Consider the following 18,167-nt stretch of genomic DNA (forward strand, 5'->3'; position numbering starts at 1 on the left):
GTGCACAACCGGTGTCCGGAGGGTTATCCAATCGTCTCCGAGCAGATTCCGACTGCACCACTTCGAAACCACATACTAAATTTCTGCTGCGCCAACACGGGCCGTACTGGAATGGGCCGCAGGGCGGGGTGTCATGGACTGCCCGCCTACGTCTGGGCCGGGGTACTCGCCAGTTCATCGGTGATGGCTTCACAGAATGCCGGCAGATCGCTTGGTGAGCGGCTGGTGATCAGGTTGCCGTCGATGCAGACCTCCTGATCGACGACGTTGGCGCCGGCGTTGCGAAGGTCGGTGCGGATACTCGGATAACTGGTCAGTGTCCGGTCGCGTACTACGTCGGCCTCGACCAGGGTCCAAGGGCCGTGGCAGATTGCCGCAACCGGCTTGCCCGAACGGACGAAATCTCGGACGAACGCCACGGCGGTCCCGTCGAGCCGCAATTTGTCGGGGTTGACGGTGCCACCGGGCAGGATGAGGGCATCGAAGTCATCGACCCTCACCTCGCCCACCGTGCGGTCCACCTGAAAGCTGCCGGCCGGTTCGAGATCGTGATCGCGGGCCTGGATTTCTCCCGCGTTGATGGACAGCAGCTCGATGTGGCCACCGGCGTTCTCCACAGCGGTGCGCGGCTGTTCGAGTTCGATGCGCTCTACACCGTCCGCGGCCAGAATGCCGATCCGGCGGCCTTGTAATTCCTTGGACATGTGGGTCCTTTCGTTCTGTCCACGGCGCGAGCAAGATCGCTTGTGCGCCAGGTTGATTCGAGATCCAGCGTGGAGGAAGTCGCAGATCGGCGTCGGCGAAGGGCGACTGCGACTCCCTCCACGATCGGTGGCTACCCCGGGAAGCAGACGCTGAAACGCAGCGTTCACCTGCGCAAAGGCAAAACCCTCACAGCGGGTGGACGGGACAGTGCTGTCTAGGCGATCCTCAGGTGGTGAACATGAGCCCCGTGCGCCTGGCCCGATCCTGCACACTCCGCAGCTGGTTGTCGCGGTGGAGCTACGCCGATGCCAATGGCCACGCCGCCAAGACCGGCCCGGGTATCACGGCGCCCACGCTGGGCACGGAGCCGTCGCTGTGACGGGCGCATTGGACGGCATCAGGGTGCTCGAACTCGGCACCCTGATCTCCGGGCCGTTCGCCGGTCGGCTGCTCGGCGACATGGGCACCGAGGTCATCAAGGTCGAGCTACCCGGCAGCCCCGACCCGCTGCGCACCTGGGGCCAGGCCGAACTCGACGGGCACCATTTCTTCTGGACGGTGCACGCCCGTAACAAGAAGGCCATCACGCTGGACCTGCGTGCTGACCGTGGCCGCCAGCTGTTTCTCGAGCTGGTCGACCGCTCCGACATCATTGTGGAGAACTTCCGGCCCGGCACGCTGGAGAAGTGGAATCTGGGCTACGACGTGCTGCGGGAACGCAACAAGGGCATCATCCTGGTACGGGTGTCCGGCTACGGGCAGACAGGGCCGGAGGCCGGTAAGGCCGGCTACGCCTCGGTTGCCGAGGCAGCCAGCGGTCTGCGGCACATGAACGGCTTCCCCGACGGCCCTCCGCCCCGGCTGGCGCTGTCTCTGGGCGACAGTCTCGCCGGGATGTTCGCGGCTCAGGGGGCGCTTGCGGCGCTCTACCGCCGCAGCGTCACCGGCGAGGGACAGGTCGTGGACACCGCGCTGACCGAATCATGTTTGGCGATCCAGGAATCCACCATTCCGGACTATGACACCGGCGGGGTCGTGCGCGGACCGTCCGGCACACGACTGGAAGGTATCGCACCGTCCAACATCTATCAGACTGCGAATGGCAGCTGGGTGGTCATCGCCGCCAACCAGGACACCGTGTTCCGCCGCTTGTGCACGGCAATGGGCCGCCCTGAACTGGCCTCCGACGACCGGTTTGTCAATCACGTTGCGCGTGGCCGTAATCAGGACGAGCTGGACAAGATCATCGCAGAATGGGCAGCCCGGCGTCAGCCATCGGAAATCATCGAGACACTGTCGCAGGCCGGAGTGATCTCCGGACCGATCAACACCGTCGCCGAGGTGGTCAAGGATCCGCAGCTGCAGGCCCGCGGCATGATCGCCGACCACTGGGATGACCGGATCCAGCGCAACGTCAAAGGCCCTGGCATCGTGCCTGTGCTGTCCGAGTCTCCCGGCACCATACGCAACGCCGGACCGGCACGGCCCGGCTTGCACAACGACGAGGTGTACGGCGAGCTGCTCGGGCACTCCGACGCCGAGTTGGCAGCGCTGCGTGAGGAGGGGGTTCTGTGAAGGTCGATATCCGCGAAGTCTGTCTGCGCGACGGTCTGCAACTGGAGGATCCGATTCCATTGTCGGCCAAGGTCGCGCTTCTGGAGGCGATCGTCGCCACCGGCGTCAGGGAAGTCGAGGCAACCGCATTCGTGTCCCCGTCCAAGGTGCCGGCCCTGGCCGACGCCCCCGAGTTCGCGGAGATCCTGACGGCGTTTCCCGACGTGGAATTCTCCGCGCTGGTGGCCAGCCCCAATGGCGCCAAACGTGCCGTCGCCGCAGGGCTGCGATCCATCGAGTACGTGGTGTCGGCCTCCGATGGCCACAGCCAGGCCAACGTCGGCCGCACCAGCGCCGAGGCGACCTCGGCCATCGCAGATGTGACGCGAGTTGCGCACGACGCGGATGCCACCGTCGAGGTCATCGTCGCCACGGTGTGGGACTGCCCGTTCGACGGACCGACGGCTTCGCATCGGGTGCTCGATATCCTCTCCGCTGCAGTCGAATTCGGTGTTGATCGCGTCGCAATCGCCGACACCATCGGGACCACCACGCCGCGCCGGGTGACGTCGCTGATCGAGCAGGTGCGCCAGGTCATCGGTGCCCTGCCGCTCGGCGCGCACTTCCACAACACCCGGGGTGCCGGGCTGGCCAGCGCCTATGCTGCCGTGCAGGCCGGGGTGACGCGACTGGATGCCTCGGTCGGCGGCCTGGGCGGCTGCCCGTTCGCTCCCGGCGCGACGGGCAACATCGCCACAGAGGATCTTGTGTATCTGTTGCGGGACAGCAACATCGACGTCGACGTCGATCTCAGCGCCGCGATCGCCGCAGCCAAGGTGGCCGAGCAGGTTGTGGGCCACGCATTACCGAGCGCCCTGCTGCGCGCGGGTGACCGAATCCTGGACTGACGCGAACTCGATGCCGAGCACGTCGTAGCCCAGCCTGATCAAAGACCCACCAGCCCGATCGTCACGGAGGCGCCATGACCACTCTGCCGGACATCCTCGTCGACACCGCGGGCCGCTGGAGACTCGCGCCAAACCGATCCTCGGTGAGGTTCCGGAACAAGACCGCGTGGGGACTCTCGACGGTGACCGGCACATTCTCCGGGCTCGGCGGCGACGGCATCGTAGGAGAGACGGTGACCGGGCGCGTGACGGTCCGCACGACGTCACTGCACACCGGGATCGCCAAACGCGACAAGCATCTGCGCTCCGCCGATTTCTTCGACGTCGACAACCACCCCGACATCGTCGTGGAGGTGACGGGAGCGCAGCCTGCCGATGCGCACGATGCTCGGCTGCAGGCGACGCTCACGGTCCGCGCCATTTCGCGCCCCGTCGAATTGCCGGTCACCGTGCAGATTCTGGAGGACGGAGCGGTACGGGTGGCCGGTGGCTGCACGGTCGACAGGCGAGAATTCGGCGTCTCGGGCAACCTGCTCGGCATGGTCGGCCCGACGACGGAGATCTCCGCGGAGCTGGTGTTCACCCGCGACTGAACGTATAAGTCGAATTCGCCGAGTTGACCGGTCCGCGCGGTACTCAGCCAGTAGCATCGCGAGCATGGTCGGCCCCTCGCCGCTGCGCATCCTGGTGTACAGCAACAACCCGCGCACCCGCGAGCAGGTACGACTCGCGCTCGGCAAACGCATTCACCCGGAATTACCCGAACTGGAGTATGTCGAGATCGCGACCGCACCGATAGTGATCGCGCAGATGGACAAGGGCGGATTCGACCTCGCCATCCTAGACGGCGAGGCCACGCCCACCGGCGGAATGGGAATCGCCAAGCAGCTCAAGGACGAGATCGACGACTGCCCGCCGATCCTGGTGCTCACCGGACGGCCGGACGATGCCTGGCTGGCCAACTGGTCACGCGCCGAGGCGGCCGTCCCGCACCCGATCGACCCGATCCGGCTCAGCGACGCGGTGGTGTCCTTGCTGCGCACCCCCGCACGGTAACCAGAACGCGAAATATCCTGTAACCGTTCAATATTCATAGCACGGCAAAGTGCACTGTTGCACACCGGCCCGGTAGTAACCGATACTAATCAAAATGCATGGCGCGGGCCGCAAAGCTCGCTAGGCTGTGGGTGAGCTCACATCGACAGCCCAGCGAGGGAGCAGCCGCACGGCATGAATCTATACACACCAATTCTGGTTCTCGGTGCAATCGCCGCGGCGTTCGCGGTGGTTTCCGTGGGCATCGCCCTCATCATCGGTCCCAAGCGTTACAACCGGTCCAAACTCGAAGCCTACGAATGCGGTATCGAACCGGTGCCTCCCGGCTCGGCAGGCACCACCGGCCAGCGGATGCCGATCCGGTACTACCTGACGGCGATGTTGTTCATCGTGTTCGACATCGAGATCGTGTTCCTGTACCCGTGGGCGGTCGCCTTCGACAGTCTCGGCCTGTTTGCGCTGGTGGAGATGCTGTTGTTCATGCTCACGGTGTTCGTGGCGTACGCCTACGTATGGCGGCGAGGGGGCTTGAATTGGGACTAGAAGAACGTCTGCCCGGCGGCATCCTGCTCTCCACGGTGGAAGTGGTGGCCGGTTACGTCCGCAAGGGATCGTTGTGGCCTGCCACGTTCGGCCTGGCGTGCTGTGCCATCGAAATGATGTCGACGGCCGGTCCGCGATTCGACATCGCCCGGTTCGGGATGGAGCGGTTCTCCGCGACCCCCCGTCAAGCCGATCTGATGATCGTGGCAGGCCGGGTCAGCCAAAAGATGGCGCCCGTGCTGCGGCAGATCTACGACCAGATGGCCGAGCCGAAATGGGTGCTGGCAATGGGGGTCTGCGCGTCCTCGGGCGGCATGTTCAACAACTATGCGGTGGTCCAAGGGGTGGATCACGTGGTTCCGGTCGACATCTATCTACCGGGCTGCCCGCCCCGCCCCGAAATGCTGTTACATGCCATCCTCAAGCTGCACGACAAGATTCAGCAAATGCCACTCGGAGTGAACCGGGCCGAAGCGATCCGCGAGGCCGAGAACGCAGCCCTGTCGGTCGCACCCACCATCGAGCTCAAGGGGCTGCTGCGATGAACACCTCCAACGGCGACACACCCGAGGTGATCGGAGTGCGCCACGGTATGTTCGGCCCCTCCGGCACCGGCGATACCTCGGGCTACGGCGGCTTGGTGCGGTCGGTCGCCCTGCCCGGCAGTTCGCCGCGGCCGTACGGCGGGTTTTTCGACGAGGTGGTCGATCGGCTCGCCGAGGCGCTCGGGGAGGACCGCTACGAGGTATCGATCGAGCGGGTGGTGGTGTACCGCGACGAGTTGACCCTTGAGATCAGCCGGATGCAGCTGCCCGCGGTCGCGGCGGTGTTGCGTGACGATCCTGCCCTGCGCTTCGAACTGTGCCTCGGCGTTAGCGGTGTGCACTATCCCGACGACTCCGGCCGTGAACTGCACGCGGTGTACCCGCTGCTGTCCATCACGCACAACCGGCGCATCCAGTTGGAGGTCGCCGCGCCGGATGCCGATCCGCACATTCCGTCGTTGTACGCGATCTACCCGACGACCGACTGGCACGAACGCGAGACCTATGACTTCTTCGGCATCGTCTTCGACGGTCATCCGGCACTGACCCGCATCGAGATGCCCGACGACTGGGTGGGCCACCCGCAACGTAAGGACTACCCGCTCGGCGGCGTTCCGGTGGAGTATCACGGCGCCCAGATTCCACCGCCCGATCAGCGGAGGTCGTACAACTGATGACTACCGACGAATCCTCCGTCGTCATGGTCGGCGGACAGGACTGGGACCAGGTCGTGGCGGCCGCCCGGGAGCATGCCGGCGAGCGCATCGTGGTCAATATGGGCCCGCAGCACCCATCCACCCATGGAGTGCTGCGCCTGATCCTCGAGATCGAGGGCGAGATCGTCACCGAAGCCCGTTGCGGCATCGGGTACCTGCACACCGGCATCGAGAAGAACCTGGAATTCCGCAACTGGACCCAAGGCGTCACGTTCGTCACCCGAATGGATTACCTGTCACCGTTTTTCAACGAGACGGCGTACTGCCTCGGGGTGGAGAAGCTGCTCGGCATCACCGACGACATCCCCGAGCGGGCCAACGTGATCCGCGTGATGCTGATGGAACTCAACCGCATCTCATCGCATCTGGTGGCACTGGCGACCGGCGGGATGGAACTGGGCGCGATGAGCGCGATGTTCTACGGATTCCGTGAACGCGAGGAGATCCTGAAAGTCTTCGAGGCGATCACCGGTTTGCGGATGAACCACGCTTACATCCGGCCCGGCGGACTGGCTGTCGACCTTCCCGACGACGCGCTTCCCCAATTGCGGGCCCTGATGGAATTGCTGCCGAAGCGGTTGAACGACTTGGAGGATCTGCTCAACGAGAACTACATCTGGAAAGCCCGCACGGTCGGCGTCGGCTATCTGGATCTCACGGGGTGCATCGCACTGGGCATCACCGGGCCCGTGCTTCGGTCCACCGGGTTGCCGCACGACCTGCGCAAAACCCAACCGTATTGCGGTTACGAGAACTACGAATTCGACGTGATCACCGACGACCAGTGTGACTCCTACGGCCGCTACATCATCCGGGTCAAGGAGATGCGGGAGTCGTTGAAGATCGTGCAACAGTGCATAGACAGATTGGAGCCCGGTCCGGTCATGATCAGCGACAAAAAGCTGGCCTGGCCCGCGGATCTCAAACTCGGACCCGATGGGCTGGGCAACTCCCCCGAGCACATCGCAAAGATCATGGGCCGCTCGATGGAAGGGTTGATCCACCACTTCAAGCTCGTCACCGAAGGCATCCGGGTACCGGCAGGTCAGGTGTATGTCGCAGTGGAGTCGCCCCGCGGCGAGCTCGGCGTACACATGGTCTCCGACGGTGGCACCCGGCCGTACCGGGTGCATTACCGCGACCCGTCGTTCACCAATCTGCAAGCGGTGGCGGCGATGTGCGAGGGCGGCATGGTGGCCGACGCGATCGCGGCGGTTGCGTCGATTGATCCGGTCATGGGAGGGGTGGACCGCTAGGTGAACGAAGTTTTCCTGGAGCTCGGGCAACGGCCCGACGAAGCGGGCCCGCCGATCAACGGGCCCGCGGCATATCCCGACGACGTCACAGCCCGGCTGAACGTCGACGCGCAACGCATCATCGACCGCTACCCCGATGCGCGCTCGGCCCTGCTGGCCCTGCTGCATCTGGTGCAGGCGGAGGACGGATGCCTCACCCCCGCCGGAATCCGGTTCTGCGCAGCACGACTCGGACTGACCGACGCCGAGGTCACCGCGGTGGCGACGTTCTATTCGATGTACCGGCGCACGCCGGCCGGTGACTATCTGGTTGGGGTGTGCACCAACACGTTGTGCGCGATCATGGGTGGTGACGCGATTCTCGATGTGCTACAGGACCATCTGGGCATCAGCGCCGGTGAGACCACCGCGGACGGACGCGTAACCCTCGAACACATCGAATGCAACGCAGCTTGCGACTACGCCCCGGTCGTCATGGTCAACTGGGAGTTCTACGACAACCAAACCCCTTCGTCGGCACGCGATCTGGTCGACGGGCTACGTACCGGTAACCCGCCGGACCCCACCCGCGGCGCACCGCTGTGCACCTTCCGCGAGACCGCGCGCACACTGGCCGGGCTGACCGATCCACACGTGCCGGGCGGGGCACCCGGAGCCGCCACATTGGCGGGGCTGTACCAGGCACGTGAACTCGGGATGTCGGCTCCGAACCCGGACGGGACAGAAGCATGACTGCGCTAACACCCGTACTGAGCCGGTTCTGGGACGAACCGCAACCCTGGACGCTGGATACCTACCGCCGCCACGACGGCTACCGCGCATTGCAGCAGGCGCTGGCGATGCCGCCTGACGATGTCATTGCGCTGGTGAAGGATTCGGGCCTGCGCGGCCGGGGCGGTGCCGGCTTCCCGACCGGCATGAAGTGGTCGTTCATCCCGCAGGGCACCGAGGGGGCCGGCGCCAAGCCGCACTACCTGGTGGTCAACGCCGACGAATCCGAACCCGGCACTTGCAAAGACATCCCGCTGATGCTGACCACCCCGCATTTCCTGGTCGAGGGCGTGATCATCGCGGCTTATGCGATTCGGGCCAAGCATGCCTTCATCTACTTGCGCGGCGAAGTCGTTCCGGTGCTGCGGCGCCTGCAGGCGGCCGTCGCCGATGCCTATGACGCCGGCTATCTGGGCTCGAACATCCTCGGCTCGGGCTTCGACCTGGAACTGACGGTGCACGCCGGTGCGGGCGCATACATCTGCGGTGAGGAGACCGCACTGCTGGATTCTCTGGAGGGGCGCCGTGGCCAGCCGCGACTGCGTCCACCGTTCCCGGCAGTGGCAGGCCTCTACGCCTGCCCGACCGTGGTCAACAATGTGGAGTCCATCGCCAGCGTCCCGCCGATCCTGCTCAACGGCGTGGATTGGTTCCGGTCCATGGGGTCGGAGAAATCCCCCGGTTTCACGCTCTATTCGCTGTCCGGCCACGTGAACCGGCCAGGGCAGTACGAGGCTCCGCTGGGCATCACACTGCGGGAACTGCTCAACTACGCCGGCGGCATACGTACCGGCCACACATTGAAATTCTGGACCCCGGGCGGCTCCTCCACACCACTGCTGACCGCCGAACATCTCGACGTCCCATTGGATTACGAGGGGATGGCTTCAGTCGGGTCGATGCTGGGAACCAAGGCGTTGCAGATCTTCGACGACACCACCTGTGTGGTGCGCGCGGTCCGCCGCTGGAGCCAGTTCTACGCGCACGAATCTTGCGGCAAGTGCACGCCGTGCCGTGAGGGCACCTACTGGCTGGCCCAGATCTACGCCCGTCTGGAGACCGGCGCGGCGACCGACGAAGACATCGACAAGCTGCTCGACATCTCCGACACCGTCTTCGGAAAATCGTTCTGCGCGTTGGGTGACGGTGCTGCCACCCCGGTCATGTCATCGATCAAGCTTTTCCGCGACGAGTATGTCGCGCACTTGGACGGCGGTTGTCCGTTCGATCCGCACGCCTCGGCGCTGCTGGCAACCGAAGAGGCAGGTGTGTAGATGTTTCTCACCGCGAGCAGACACATAGGTACTCGACACGCCGGGGATACGGGGACTTTCATGTCTGCTCGCGCAAGGAAAGGGGGCCGCTCGTGACACTGGCCGAGCCGACCAAGGACACGCCACCGGTGGAAATGGTGACGCTGATCATCGACGGGGACGAAATCAGTGTGCCGAAGGGAACATTGGTCATCCGCGCGGCCGAGCTGATGGGGATCCAGATTCCCCGGTTCTGTGACCACCCGCTGCTGGAACCGGTGGGCGCCTGCCGCCAATGCCTGGTCGACATCGAGGGTCAGCGCAAGCCGATGGCGTCGTGCACCACCCCCGTCACCCCTGACATGGTGGTGCACACCCAGTTCACCTCCGAGGCGGCCGACAAGGCGCAACGCGGCGTGATGGAACTGCTGTTGATCAATCATCCGCTCGACTGCCCGATCTGCGACAAGGGCGGGGAATGCCCGCTGCAGAACCAGGCGATGTCCAACGGGCGTCCCGAAACCCGGTTCACCGACGTCAAGCGCACCTATCCGAAACCCATCAACATCTCCGCACAAGTCCTGCTGGACCGTGAACGCTGTGTGCTGTGCGCCCGCTGTACCCGTTTCTCCGCCCAGATCGCCGGGGACCCGTTCATCGACCTATTGGAACGCGGTGCGCTGCAACAGGTTGGGATCGCACCGGACGAGCCGTTCCAGTCCTACTTCTCCGGCAACACCGTGCAGATCTGCCCGGTAGGGGCGCTGACCGGCGCCGCCTACCGATTCCGGGCCCGGCCGTTCGACCTGGTGTCCAGTCCCAGCGTGTGCGAGCACTGCGCGTCCGGATGCGCCCAACGCACTGACCATCGCCGCGGGAAAGTGCTGCGCCGCTTGGCCGGTGACGATCCCGAGGTCAACGAGGAGTGGAATTGCGACAAGGGCCGTTGGGCGTTCACCTACCCGACCGTCGGTGATCGCATCACCACTCCCCTGCTACGTGACGACACGGGCACCCTGCGGCCGGCGTCCTGGTCGGAGGCCCTCACCGTGGCCGGAGCCGGTCTGTTGGCAGCGGGCGGCAACGCGGGGGTCCTGGTGGGCGGGCGCAGCACAGTTGAGGACGCCTACGCCTACTCGAAGTTTGCGCGGATGGTCTTGGGCACCAACGACATCGACTTCCGCGCCCGTGACCACTCCGCCGAGGAGGCCGACTTCCTTGCCACCGCGGTGGCCGGCCGGTCGATGGCGTTGCGGTACGCCGAACTCGAATTGGCGCCCACCGTCCTGCTGGCCGGCTTCGAGCCCGAGGAAGAATCGCCGATCGTGTTCCTGCGGCTACGCAAAGGTGCCCGCAAACATGGGGTACGGGTGCTGTCGCTGGCGCCCTTCGCTACCCGCGGTTTGGAGAAGATGTCGGGAACGCTGCTTCCCACCGTCCCAGGTGCCGAAGCCGCCGCGCTCGACGGCTTGACCGGCGATGCCCGGTTGCGCGAACCGGGCGCAGTCATCCTGGTCGGTGAGCGGCTCGCCGGGTCACCGGGTGCGCTGTCCGCGGCCGCGCGATTGTCGGCCGCCACCGGCGCCCGGCTGGCCTGGATTCCGCGACGGGCCGGGGAACGCGGCGCCGTGGAGGCCGGCGCCCTGCCCAACCTGCTGCCGGGCGGCCGTCCCGTCACCGATCCGCAGGCCCGCGCGCAGACCGAGCAGGCCTGGAGCTCCGGTGAACTGCCGAGCACACCTGGCCGCGACACGGCCGCGATCCTGGCCTCCGCGGCCGATGGCCAACTCGGTGCCCTGGTGGTCGGCGGTGTCGAACTCGACGATCTGCCCGATCCGGTCCTGGCGGTGTCGGCGCTGCGCACGACACCGTTCGTGGTCAGTCTGGAGCTACGGGAGAGCGCAGTGACCGAACTCGCCGACGTGGTGTTCCCGGTCGCGCCAGTGGTGGAGAAGGCCGGCGCATTCCTCAACTGGGAGGGCCGGATGCGCCCGTTCGAACCGTCATTGCGCACCAACGCGATTCCGGACCTTCGGGTCCTGCACTACCTGGCCGACGAGATCGGCGTCGACCTCGGCCTGAAGACCCCGGCGGCCGCGGATGCCGAGCTGGCCGCGCTGGGTTCCTGGTCGGGACCACGCCCAGACGCACCATCGGCGCCGACCGCGGCACCAGCGGATCCAGGGCCGGGGGAGGCGGTGCTGGCGAGCTGGCGCATGCTGCTCGACGCCGGGCGTCTGCAGGACGGCGAGCCGTATCTGGCCGGTACCGCACCGACGCCGGTGGCCCGGTTGTCGGCCGCCACTGCCGCTGAAATCGGTGCGGTACACGGTGATCCGGTGACCATCCGCACCGATCGCGGTGCCGTCACCCTTCCGCTTGCCGTCACAGAGATGGCCGACCGGGTGGTGTGGCTCCCGCTGCACTCCCCCGGCTCGGCGGTGTACCGGCAACTCGGCGCCGTCGCCGGGGCCGTCGTGTCGATCGGAGCCGGTTCATGACGTATCCCGACCCCACCCTGTTCGGCCACGATCCGTGGTGGCTGGTCCTGGCCAAGGCGCTGGGCGTCTTCGTGTTCCTGTTGCTGACGGTGCTGACCGCCATCCTGGTCGAACGCAAAGTGCTGGGATGGATGCAGAATCGGCCCGGCCCCAATCGGGTCGGCCCCTGGGGTCTGCTGCAGTCTCTCGCCGACGGCGTCAAGCTAGCGCTCAAGGAGGGACTGACCCCGGTTGGCGTCGACAAACCGATCTACCTACTGGCGCCGGTAATTTCGGTGGTCCCCGCGTTCATGGCGTTCGCGGTGATCCCGATGGGCGGCGCGGTGTCGGTGTTCGGCCACCGAACCCCACTGCAATTGACCGATCTGCCCGTAGCGGTCCTCTATATCCTGGCCGTCACCTCGATCGGCGTGTACGGAATCGTACTGGCCGGGTGGGCATCAGGGTCCACCTATCCACTGCTGGGCGGCCTGCGGTCCAGCGCCCAGGTAATCTCCTACGAGATCGCGATGGCGTTGACGTTCGCCGCGGTGTTCCTATATGCGGGCACCATGTCAACCTCTGGGATCGTGGCGGCTCAGGACCGCACCTGGTTCGTGTTCTTGCTACTGCCGGCATTTCTGGTGTATCTGACCGCGATGGTCGGCGAAACCAACCGTGCGCCTTTCGATCTGCCCGAGGCCGAGGGCGAACTCGTCGGCGGATTCCACACCGAGTACTCGTCACTGAAGTTCGCGATGTTCATGCTCGCCGAGTACGTCAACATGACCACCGTCTCGGCGCTGGCCACCACCATGTTCCTCGGCGGGTGGCATGCACCGTTCCCGTTCAACATGATCGATGGCGCCAACAGCGGGTGGTGGCCGCTGCTGTGGTTCACCGCCAAGGTGTGGACCTTCATGTTCCTCTACATGTGGCTACGCGCCACCCTGCCGCGGCTGCGGTACGACCAGTTCATGGCGTTGGGTTGGAAGATCCTGATCCCGGTGTCGCTGGCCTGGATCATGGTCGTGGCCATCACTCGCAGCTTGCACAGCCATGCCGACCAAGCCTGGGCGACCGGTTTGATCGGTGCCGCAGTGGTAATGGTCGCCATCCTTCTCGCGCTGTGGAAGTTCCTGCGAGGCAGAACCGTTCGACCGACGCCGCGGCAGAGCATCGGGGCATATCCGGTGCCGCCGCTGCCAGCCGCCATTAAGGAGACCGCTGATGCCTAAATTCCTCGACGCCCTGGCCGGCTTCGCGGTCACATTCACCTCGATGTTCAAGAAGCGGGTCACCGAAGAGTATCCGGAGAAGCCAGGGCCTGTCGCACCCCGCTACCACGGCCGCCACCAGCTCAACCGGTATCCCGATGGCCTGGAGAAGTGCATCGGTTGCGAGCTGTGCGCCTGGGCCTGCCCGGCGGACGCCATCTTCGTCGAAGGTGCCGACAACCTGCCCGGCGAGCGCTTTTCACCAGGTGAGCGCTACGGGCGGGTGTACCAGATCAACTATCTGCGCTGTATCGGCTGCGGGTTGTGCATCGAGGCGTGCCCGACGCGCGCGCTGACCATGACCAACAACTACGAAATGGCTGACGACAACCGCGCCGATCTCATTCTGGACAAGGACAAACTGCTGGCCCCGTTACAGCCCGGCATGCAGGCCCCGCCGCATGACATGGCGCCGGGCAGCACCGACGACGACTACTACCTGGGCAAGATCACACCCTGTACCGAGAACGCCCGATGAGGCTCGAGCTAATCGCCGCCGCGACCGACGGCATGACGACGACCTCGATGTCGGAAGCCGTCGTGTTCTGGATCCTCGGCGCGGTAGCGGTGGTCGGTGCCGTCGGTGTGGTGGCCGCGCCCAAGGCGGTGTACTCGGCGGTGTTCCTGGCCTCGACGATGATCGCGCTCGCGGTGCTCTACGTCGCCCAGGATGCGTTGTTCCTCGGAGTGGTTCAGGTGGTGGTCTACACCGGTGCCGTGATGATGCTGTTCCTGTTCGTGCTCATGCTCATCGGTGTCGACCTGTCGGAATCACTGGTGGAAACCCTGCGCGGGCAACGGGTCGCGGCACTTGTCGCAGGGCTGGGCTTCGGCATCCTGCTGATCGCGGGCGTCGGCACCGTCTCGACTGTCGGCTTCACCGGGCTCACGCAGGCCAACAGTGGCGGCAACGTGCAAGGGCTGGCCGCGCTGATCTTCACCCGCTACCTGTGGGCATTCGAGCTCACCAGTGCCCTGTTGATCACAGCTGCGCTCGGCGCCATGGTATTGGCGCACCGGGAGCGGTTCGAACGCCGAAAGACCCAGCGCGAATTGGCGATCGAACGCTTCCAAACCGGTGGGCGTCCGACCCCGTTGCCCAATCCCGGCGTCTACGCGCGCCACAACGCGGTCGACATCCCGGCCCGACTGCCCGACGGCTCCGATGCCGTGCTGTCGGTCAGCGCCATCCTGCCGCAGCGCAGTGTCGCGACGGATGCGAAGAGGGAGGGCCAGTGAACCCGCGGACGCGAGGAGCACAGATGCATCTGCGGACGCGAGGAGCACAGATGGATCTGCGGACGCGAGGAGCATAGATGAATCCCGCGAACTATCTGTATCTGTCGGCTCTGCTGTTCACCATCGGTGCATCCGGAGTGTTGTTGCGGCGCAACGCCATCGTCATGTTCATGTGCGTGGAGCTGATGCTCAACGCGGCAAACCTCGCATTCGTGACGTTCTCCCGCATGCACGGTCACCTCGACGGTCAGGTCGTGGCCTTCTTCACCATGGTGGTCGCCGCCTGCGAGGTGGTGATCGGGCTGGCCATCATCATGACCATCTTCCGCACGCGACATTCGGCCTCGGTCGATGACGCCAATCTGCTGAAACATTAAGGGCGCGATGACACTACCTGTATGGCTGCTGATCGCCCTCCCGTCCGCGGGGGCAGCGATCCTGCTGTTGGCCGGGCGACGCTCCGACCGCTGGGGTCACCTGCTGGGGTGTGCGATGTCGATCGCCGCGTTCGTGGTGGGGGCAGTGCTGTTCACCGGAATGCTCGGCCGCGACGGCGAGGACCGGGCGATTCACGAGACGTTGTTCTCCTGGGTCCCTGCCGGCGGACTGCATGTCGACTTCGGTATGCAGCTCGATCAGCTGTCGGTGTGCTTCGTGTTGCTGATCACCGGCGTCGGCTCACTGATCCACATCTACTCGATCGGGTATATGGCCGAAGATCCGGACCGGAGAAGGTTTTTCGCGTACCTCAACCTGTTCCTCGCAGCCATGCTGCTGCTGGTGCTGGCCGACAACTACCTCGGTCTGTACGCCGGGTGGGAAGGCGTGGGCCTCGCGTCCTACCTGCTCATCGGGTTCTGGTCGTACAAGCCGTCGGCGGCGACCGCGGCCAAGAAGGCATTCGTCGTCAACCGAGTCGGTGACATGGGCCTGGTGATCGCTGTGGCGATCATGTTCGCCAGCATCGGCTCGATCTCGTTCGCGGGGGTGTTCTCCGCCGCGCCGGCGGTGAGTCAGTGGGCGTTGACCGCCATCGGGCTGCTGTTGTTGCTGGGGGCGTGCGGTAAGTCTGCGCAGGTGCCGCTGCAGTCCTGGCTGGGTGATGCGATGGAAGGTCCGACGCCAGTGTCGGCGCTGATCCACGCGGCCACCATGGTCACCGCGGGCGTGTACCTGATCGTGCGGTCCGGCCCGATCTTCGATCTCGCACCGGCCGCCCAGACCGGTGTCGTCATCGTCGGCGCCGTCACGCTGCTGTTCGGTGCGATCATCGGCTGCGCCAAGGACGACATCAAGAAAGCCCTCGCGGCATCGACCATGAGCCAGATCGGCTACATGGTGCTCGCGGCCGGGCTCGGGCCGGCCGGTTACGCATTCGCCATCATGCATCTGCTGACGCACGGGTTCTTCAAGGCCGGGCTGTTCCTCGGTGCCGGTTCGGTCATGCATGCCATGAACGACGAGGTGAACATGCGCCGCTACGGCGGGCTGCGGAAGGTTCTGCCGATCACGTTCGCCACGTTCGGGCTCGGTTACCTCGCGATCATCGGGGTGCCGCCACTGGCCGGGTTCTTCTCCAAGGACGGCATCATCGAAGCCGCGCTGGGGGCCGGCGGAGCGCGCGGCGTGATTCTCGGCGGGGCCGCCATTCTCGGCGCCGGGATCACCGCCTTCTACATGACGCGCGTGATGCTGATGACGTTCTTCGGTGAGAAACGTTGGGCCCCAGAAGCACACCCTCACGAAGCCCCGGCCGTGATGACCTGGCCCATGATCCTGTTGGCAGTCGGCTCGGTGGTCTCCGGTGGCGCCCTGGCGATTGGCGGGACGCTGTCGCACTGGCTCGAACCGGTCGTCGGCAGCCATGAGGCAGAGCACGGCGTACCCGCGTGGGTGGTGACGGTCGTGGTGTTGGCGGTGGTGGCAGTGGGTATTGCGATCGCCTACCGCATGTACGCCCGCCAGCCGGTTCCGGTGGACGTCCCGGTAGGTTCGGCGCTCACAGTGGCCGCCCGCCGGGATCTGTACGGCGACGCGTTCAACGAGGCGGTGTTCATGCGGGGTGGGCAGACGCTGACAGCGGTCCTGGCCGAGGTAGATGACAAGGGTGTGGACGGGACCGCGAACGGGTTGGCCGCCCTGGTCAGCAGAACCTCTGACCGATTACGACAATGGCAGACCGGCTTCGCGCGGTCCTATGCGCTGTCGATGCTTGCCGGTGCGGCGCTGGTGGTGGCGGCAATCCTGGCGGTGAGACTGTGGTGAGTACCTTTCCGTGGCTCACGGTGCTCTGGGCGGTTCCGACCGTGGGCGCCGCGATCGTGATCCTGATCCCGGCCGGTCAGCGGGTTCTGGCCAAATGGCTCGCCCTGGCCGTGTCGATCGCGGCGCTCGGCGTGACGATCGTCCTCGCGGTCGGCTTCGACCCGGGCGGCAAGCAGTACCAGTTCGTCGAATCACACCCGTGGATCCCTTCTTTCGGCACCGGATACATCCTCGGCGTCGACGGGATTGCGCTCGCGCTTGTGGTTCTCACCGCGGTTTTGCTGCCGCTGCTGATCGTCGCCGGCTGGAACGACGCCACCGACCGGACGGGCCTGGCCGGCCGATCGGTCCAGGCGTATCTCGCACTCATGCTGGCGGTCGAAGGCATGGTGTTCATGTCGCTGGTCGCCCTGGACATCCTGCTGTTCTACGTGTTCTTCGAGGCCATGCTCATCCCGATGTACTTCCTCATCGGCGGGTATGGCGGCAGCCGAGCGCAGGCTTCCAAGGCCGCAGTGAAGTTCCTGCTGTACAACCTGTTCGGCGGGCTGGTCATGCTGGCCGCGGTGATCGGGCTGTACGTGGTGACGGCGCAGAGCGATGTTTTCGGGTCCGGCACGTTCGACTTCCGCGCCATTGTCGAGGCGGTCACGTCGGGCCGACTGGTGCTCAGTCCGGCGGTGGGCGGCTTCCTGTTCCTGGGGTTCATGTTCGCGTTCGCCGTCAAGGCGCCGCTGTGGCCGTTTCACCGTTGGCTGCCCGATGCCGCAGTGGAGGCCACCCCGGCCAGCGCCGTGCTGATGATGGCCATCATGGACAAGGTCGGCACGTTCGGCATGCTGCGCTACTGTCTGCCGTTGTTCCCCGACGCGGCGACCTATTTCCGCCCGTTCATCATCACGCTGGCGGTGATCGGCATCGTCTACGGCGCAGTGCTCGCGATCGGTCAGGTCGACGTGATGCGGCTGATCGCCTACACGTCGATCTCGCACTTCGGCTTCATCATCCTGGGCATCTTCGTCATGACCAGCCAGGGGCAGTCCGGGTCGACGCTCTACATGATCAACCACGGGATCTCCACGGCTGCCCTGTTCCTCATCGCCGGCTTCCTGGTGTCCCGGCGCGGCAGCCGGCTCATCGCCGCCTACGGCGGGGTGCAGAAGGTGGCCCCGGTCCTGGCCGGCACGTTCCTGGTGGCCGGGCTCGCCACCCTGTCACTGCCCGGCCTGGCGCCGTTCATCAGCGAATTCCTGGTCCTCATCGGCACCTTCACCCGCTATCCGGTGCTGGCGGTATTCGCCTCGACGGCCCTGGTGCTCTCGGCGGTCTACATCCTGTGGACCTACCAACGGATGATGACCGGTCCAGTCCGTGAGGACGACGGGGACGGCACCGCCGGTGTGGGCAGCCTCCGCGATCTCGTTCCTCGCGAACTCGCCGTGGTGGCACCGTTGATCGCTTTGTTACTGGTGCTGGGGATCTATCCCAAACCCGTGCTCGACGTGATCAATCCGGCAGTCCAGCACACCCTGACCATCATGGGCCAGACCGATCCGATACCGAGTGCACCGCCGACCGTGGCGGAAGGGAGCCGCTGAC

At 65.5% G+C, this 18,167-nt stretch carries 18 protein-coding genes and 1 pseudogene; 18 read left to right on the plus strand and 1 reads right to left on the minus strand.

The window, feature by feature from the left end:
* Window positions 1-146 precede the first annotated feature (146 nt).
* Window positions 147-704, minus strand: coding sequence for a type 1 glutamine amidotransferase domain-containing protein (locus tag H276_RS0112305; RefSeq protein ID WP_019971616.1), 558 nt, complete (start codon window positions 702-704; stop codon window positions 147-149).
* A gap of 203 nt (window positions 705-907) precedes the next feature.
* Between H276_RS0112305 and H276_RS24660 the strand changes: the two are divergent.
* From H276_RS24660 to H276_RS0112395, 18 genes and pseudogenes are all read left to right on the plus strand, one after another.
* Window positions 908-1,063: pseudogene (locus H276_RS24660) on the plus strand (alpha/beta hydrolase); the annotation flags it as partial.
* A gap of 17 nt (window positions 1,064-1,080) precedes the next feature.
* Window positions 1,081-2,280 (plus strand): CaiB/BaiF CoA-transferase family protein, encoded by a 1,200-nt coding sequence (locus H276_RS0112315; RefSeq protein ID WP_019971618.1) that lies wholly within the window; start codon window positions 1,081-1,083, stop codon window positions 2,278-2,280.
* Window positions 2,277-3,167, plus strand: coding sequence for a hydroxymethylglutaryl-CoA lyase (locus H276_RS0112320; protein WP_019971619.1), 891 nt, complete (start codon window positions 2,277-2,279; stop codon window positions 3,165-3,167). Before H276_RS0112315 ends, H276_RS0112320 begins: the two co-directional genes overlap by 4 nt.
* A 74-nt stretch (window positions 3,168-3,241) precedes the next feature.
* Window positions 3,242-3,760, plus strand: coding sequence for a YceI family protein (locus H276_RS0112325; RefSeq protein ID WP_019971620.1), 519 nt, complete (start codon window positions 3,242-3,244; stop codon window positions 3,758-3,760).
* Between the two features lie 64 nt (window positions 3,761-3,824).
* Window positions 3,825-4,223 carry a response regulator transcription factor gene (locus tag H276_RS0112330; RefSeq protein WP_019971621.1) on the plus strand — a complete coding sequence of 133 codons (399 nt, stop codon included), beginning with the start codon at window positions 3,825-3,827 and terminating at the stop codon, window positions 4,221-4,223.
* A gap of 174 nt (window positions 4,224-4,397) precedes the next feature.
* On the plus strand, window positions 4,398-4,766 hold the full coding sequence (locus H276_RS0112335; protein WP_019971622.1) for an NADH-quinone oxidoreductase subunit A: 369 nt from the start codon (window positions 4,398-4,400) through the stop codon (window positions 4,764-4,766).
* Entirely contained in the window at window positions 4,757-5,311 is a 555-nt protein-coding gene (locus H276_RS0112340) for an NADH-quinone oxidoreductase subunit B family protein (protein ID WP_026356910.1), read from the plus strand. The genes H276_RS0112335 and H276_RS0112340 overlap by 10 nt, the downstream gene beginning before the upstream one ends.
* Window positions 5,308-5,985, plus strand: a complete 678-nt coding sequence (locus H276_RS0112345; RefSeq protein ID WP_019971624.1) for an NADH-quinone oxidoreductase subunit C — start codon at window positions 5,308-5,310, stop codon at window positions 5,983-5,985. The genes H276_RS0112340 and H276_RS0112345 overlap by 4 nt, the downstream gene beginning before the upstream one ends.
* Complete coding sequence (gene nuoD, locus H276_RS0112350) at window positions 5,985-7,283, plus strand: NADH dehydrogenase (quinone) subunit D (protein ID WP_019971625.1); 1,299 nt, start codon at window positions 5,985-5,987, stop codon at window positions 7,281-7,283. The genes H276_RS0112345 and nuoD overlap by 1 nt, the downstream gene beginning before the upstream one ends.
* Window positions 7,284-8,015 carry an NADH-quinone oxidoreductase subunit NuoE gene (nuoE, locus tag H276_RS0112355; protein WP_019971626.1) on the plus strand — a complete coding sequence of 244 codons (732 nt, stop codon included), beginning with the start codon at window positions 7,284-7,286 and terminating at the stop codon, window positions 8,013-8,015. It abuts the gene before it with no gap.
* Window positions 8,012-9,328, plus strand: coding sequence for an NADH-quinone oxidoreductase subunit NuoF (gene nuoF / locus H276_RS0112360; protein ID WP_019971627.1), 1,317 nt, complete (start codon window positions 8,012-8,014; stop codon window positions 9,326-9,328). The genes nuoE and nuoF overlap by 4 nt, the downstream gene beginning before the upstream one ends.
* A gap of 92 nt (window positions 9,329-9,420) precedes the next feature.
* Entirely contained in the window at window positions 9,421-11,808 is a 2,388-nt protein-coding gene (locus H276_RS0112365) for an NADH-quinone oxidoreductase subunit G (RefSeq protein ID WP_019971628.1), read from the plus strand.
* A complete protein-coding gene (gene nuoH / locus H276_RS0112370; protein ID WP_019971629.1) occupies window positions 11,805-13,025 on the plus strand; it encodes an NADH-quinone oxidoreductase subunit NuoH in 1,221 nt (406 codons plus the stop codon). Before H276_RS0112365 ends, nuoH begins: the two co-directional genes overlap by 4 nt.
* Entirely contained in the window at window positions 13,018-13,542 is a 525-nt protein-coding gene (gene nuoI / locus H276_RS0112375; RefSeq protein ID WP_019971630.1) for an NADH-quinone oxidoreductase subunit NuoI, read from the plus strand. Before nuoH ends, nuoI begins: the two co-directional genes overlap by 8 nt.
* Window positions 13,539-14,303, plus strand: coding sequence for an NADH-quinone oxidoreductase subunit J (locus tag H276_RS0112380; RefSeq protein ID WP_019971631.1), 765 nt, complete (start codon window positions 13,539-13,541; stop codon window positions 14,301-14,303). Before nuoI ends, H276_RS0112380 begins: the two co-directional genes overlap by 4 nt.
* A 77-nt stretch (window positions 14,304-14,380) precedes the next feature.
* Entirely contained in the window at window positions 14,381-14,680 is a 300-nt protein-coding gene (nuoK, locus tag H276_RS0112385) for an NADH-quinone oxidoreductase subunit NuoK (protein ID WP_019971632.1), read from the plus strand.
* A gap of 7 nt (window positions 14,681-14,687) precedes the next feature.
* On the plus strand, window positions 14,688-16,568 hold the full coding sequence (nuoL, locus tag H276_RS0112390; protein ID WP_019971633.1) for an NADH-quinone oxidoreductase subunit L: 1,881 nt from the start codon (window positions 14,688-14,690) through the stop codon (window positions 16,566-16,568).
* Window positions 16,562-18,166 (plus strand): NADH-quinone oxidoreductase subunit M, encoded by a 1,605-nt coding sequence (locus H276_RS0112395; protein ID WP_019971634.1) that lies wholly within the window; start codon window positions 16,562-16,564, stop codon window positions 18,164-18,166. The genes nuoL and H276_RS0112395 overlap by 7 nt, the downstream gene beginning before the upstream one ends.
* The last annotated feature ends 1 nt before the right edge of the window (window position 18,167 follow it).

The organism is Mycobacterium sp. 141 (genome assembly GCF_000382405.1).
GTDB lineage: Bacteria > Actinomycetota > Actinomycetes > Mycobacteriales > Mycobacteriaceae > Mycobacterium.

Excerpts from the sequence above, each read along its gene's own strand:
- H276_RS0112305 (WP_019971616.1), bottom strand. The coding sequence starts at position 704 with ATGTCCAAGGAATTACAAGGCCGCCGGATCGGCATTCTGGCCGCGGAC.
- H276_RS0112325 (WP_019971620.1), top strand. The coding sequence starts at position 3,242 with ATGACCACTCTGCCGGACATCCTCGTCGACACCGCGGGCCGCTGGAGA.
- H276_RS0112330 (WP_019971621.1), top strand. The coding sequence starts at position 3,825 with ATGGTCGGCCCCTCGCCGCTGCGCATCCTGGTGTACAGCAACAACCCG.
- H276_RS0112335 (WP_019971622.1), top strand. The coding sequence starts at position 4,398 with ATGAATCTATACACACCAATTCTGGTTCTCGGTGCAATCGCCGCGGCG.
- H276_RS0112345 (WP_019971624.1), top strand. The coding sequence starts at position 5,308 with ATGAACACCTCCAACGGCGACACACCCGAGGTGATCGGAGTGCGCCAC.
- nuoD (WP_019971625.1), top strand. The coding sequence starts at position 5,985 with ATGACTACCGACGAATCCTCCGTCGTCATGGTCGGCGGACAGGACTGG.
- nuoF (WP_019971627.1), top strand. The coding sequence starts at position 8,012 with ATGACTGCGCTAACACCCGTACTGAGCCGGTTCTGGGACGAACCGCAA.
- nuoH (WP_019971629.1), top strand. The coding sequence starts at position 11,805 with ATGACGTATCCCGACCCCACCCTGTTCGGCCACGATCCGTGGTGGCTG.
- nuoI (WP_019971630.1), top strand. The coding sequence starts at position 13,018 with ATGCCTAAATTCCTCGACGCCCTGGCCGGCTTCGCGGTCACATTCACC.
- H276_RS0112380 (WP_019971631.1), top strand. The coding sequence starts at position 13,539 with ATGAGGCTCGAGCTAATCGCCGCCGCGACCGACGGCATGACGACGACC.
- nuoK (WP_019971632.1), top strand. The coding sequence starts at position 14,381 with ATGAATCCCGCGAACTATCTGTATCTGTCGGCTCTGCTGTTCACCATC.
- nuoL (WP_019971633.1), top strand. The coding sequence starts at position 14,688 with ATGACACTACCTGTATGGCTGCTGATCGCCCTCCCGTCCGCGGGGGCA.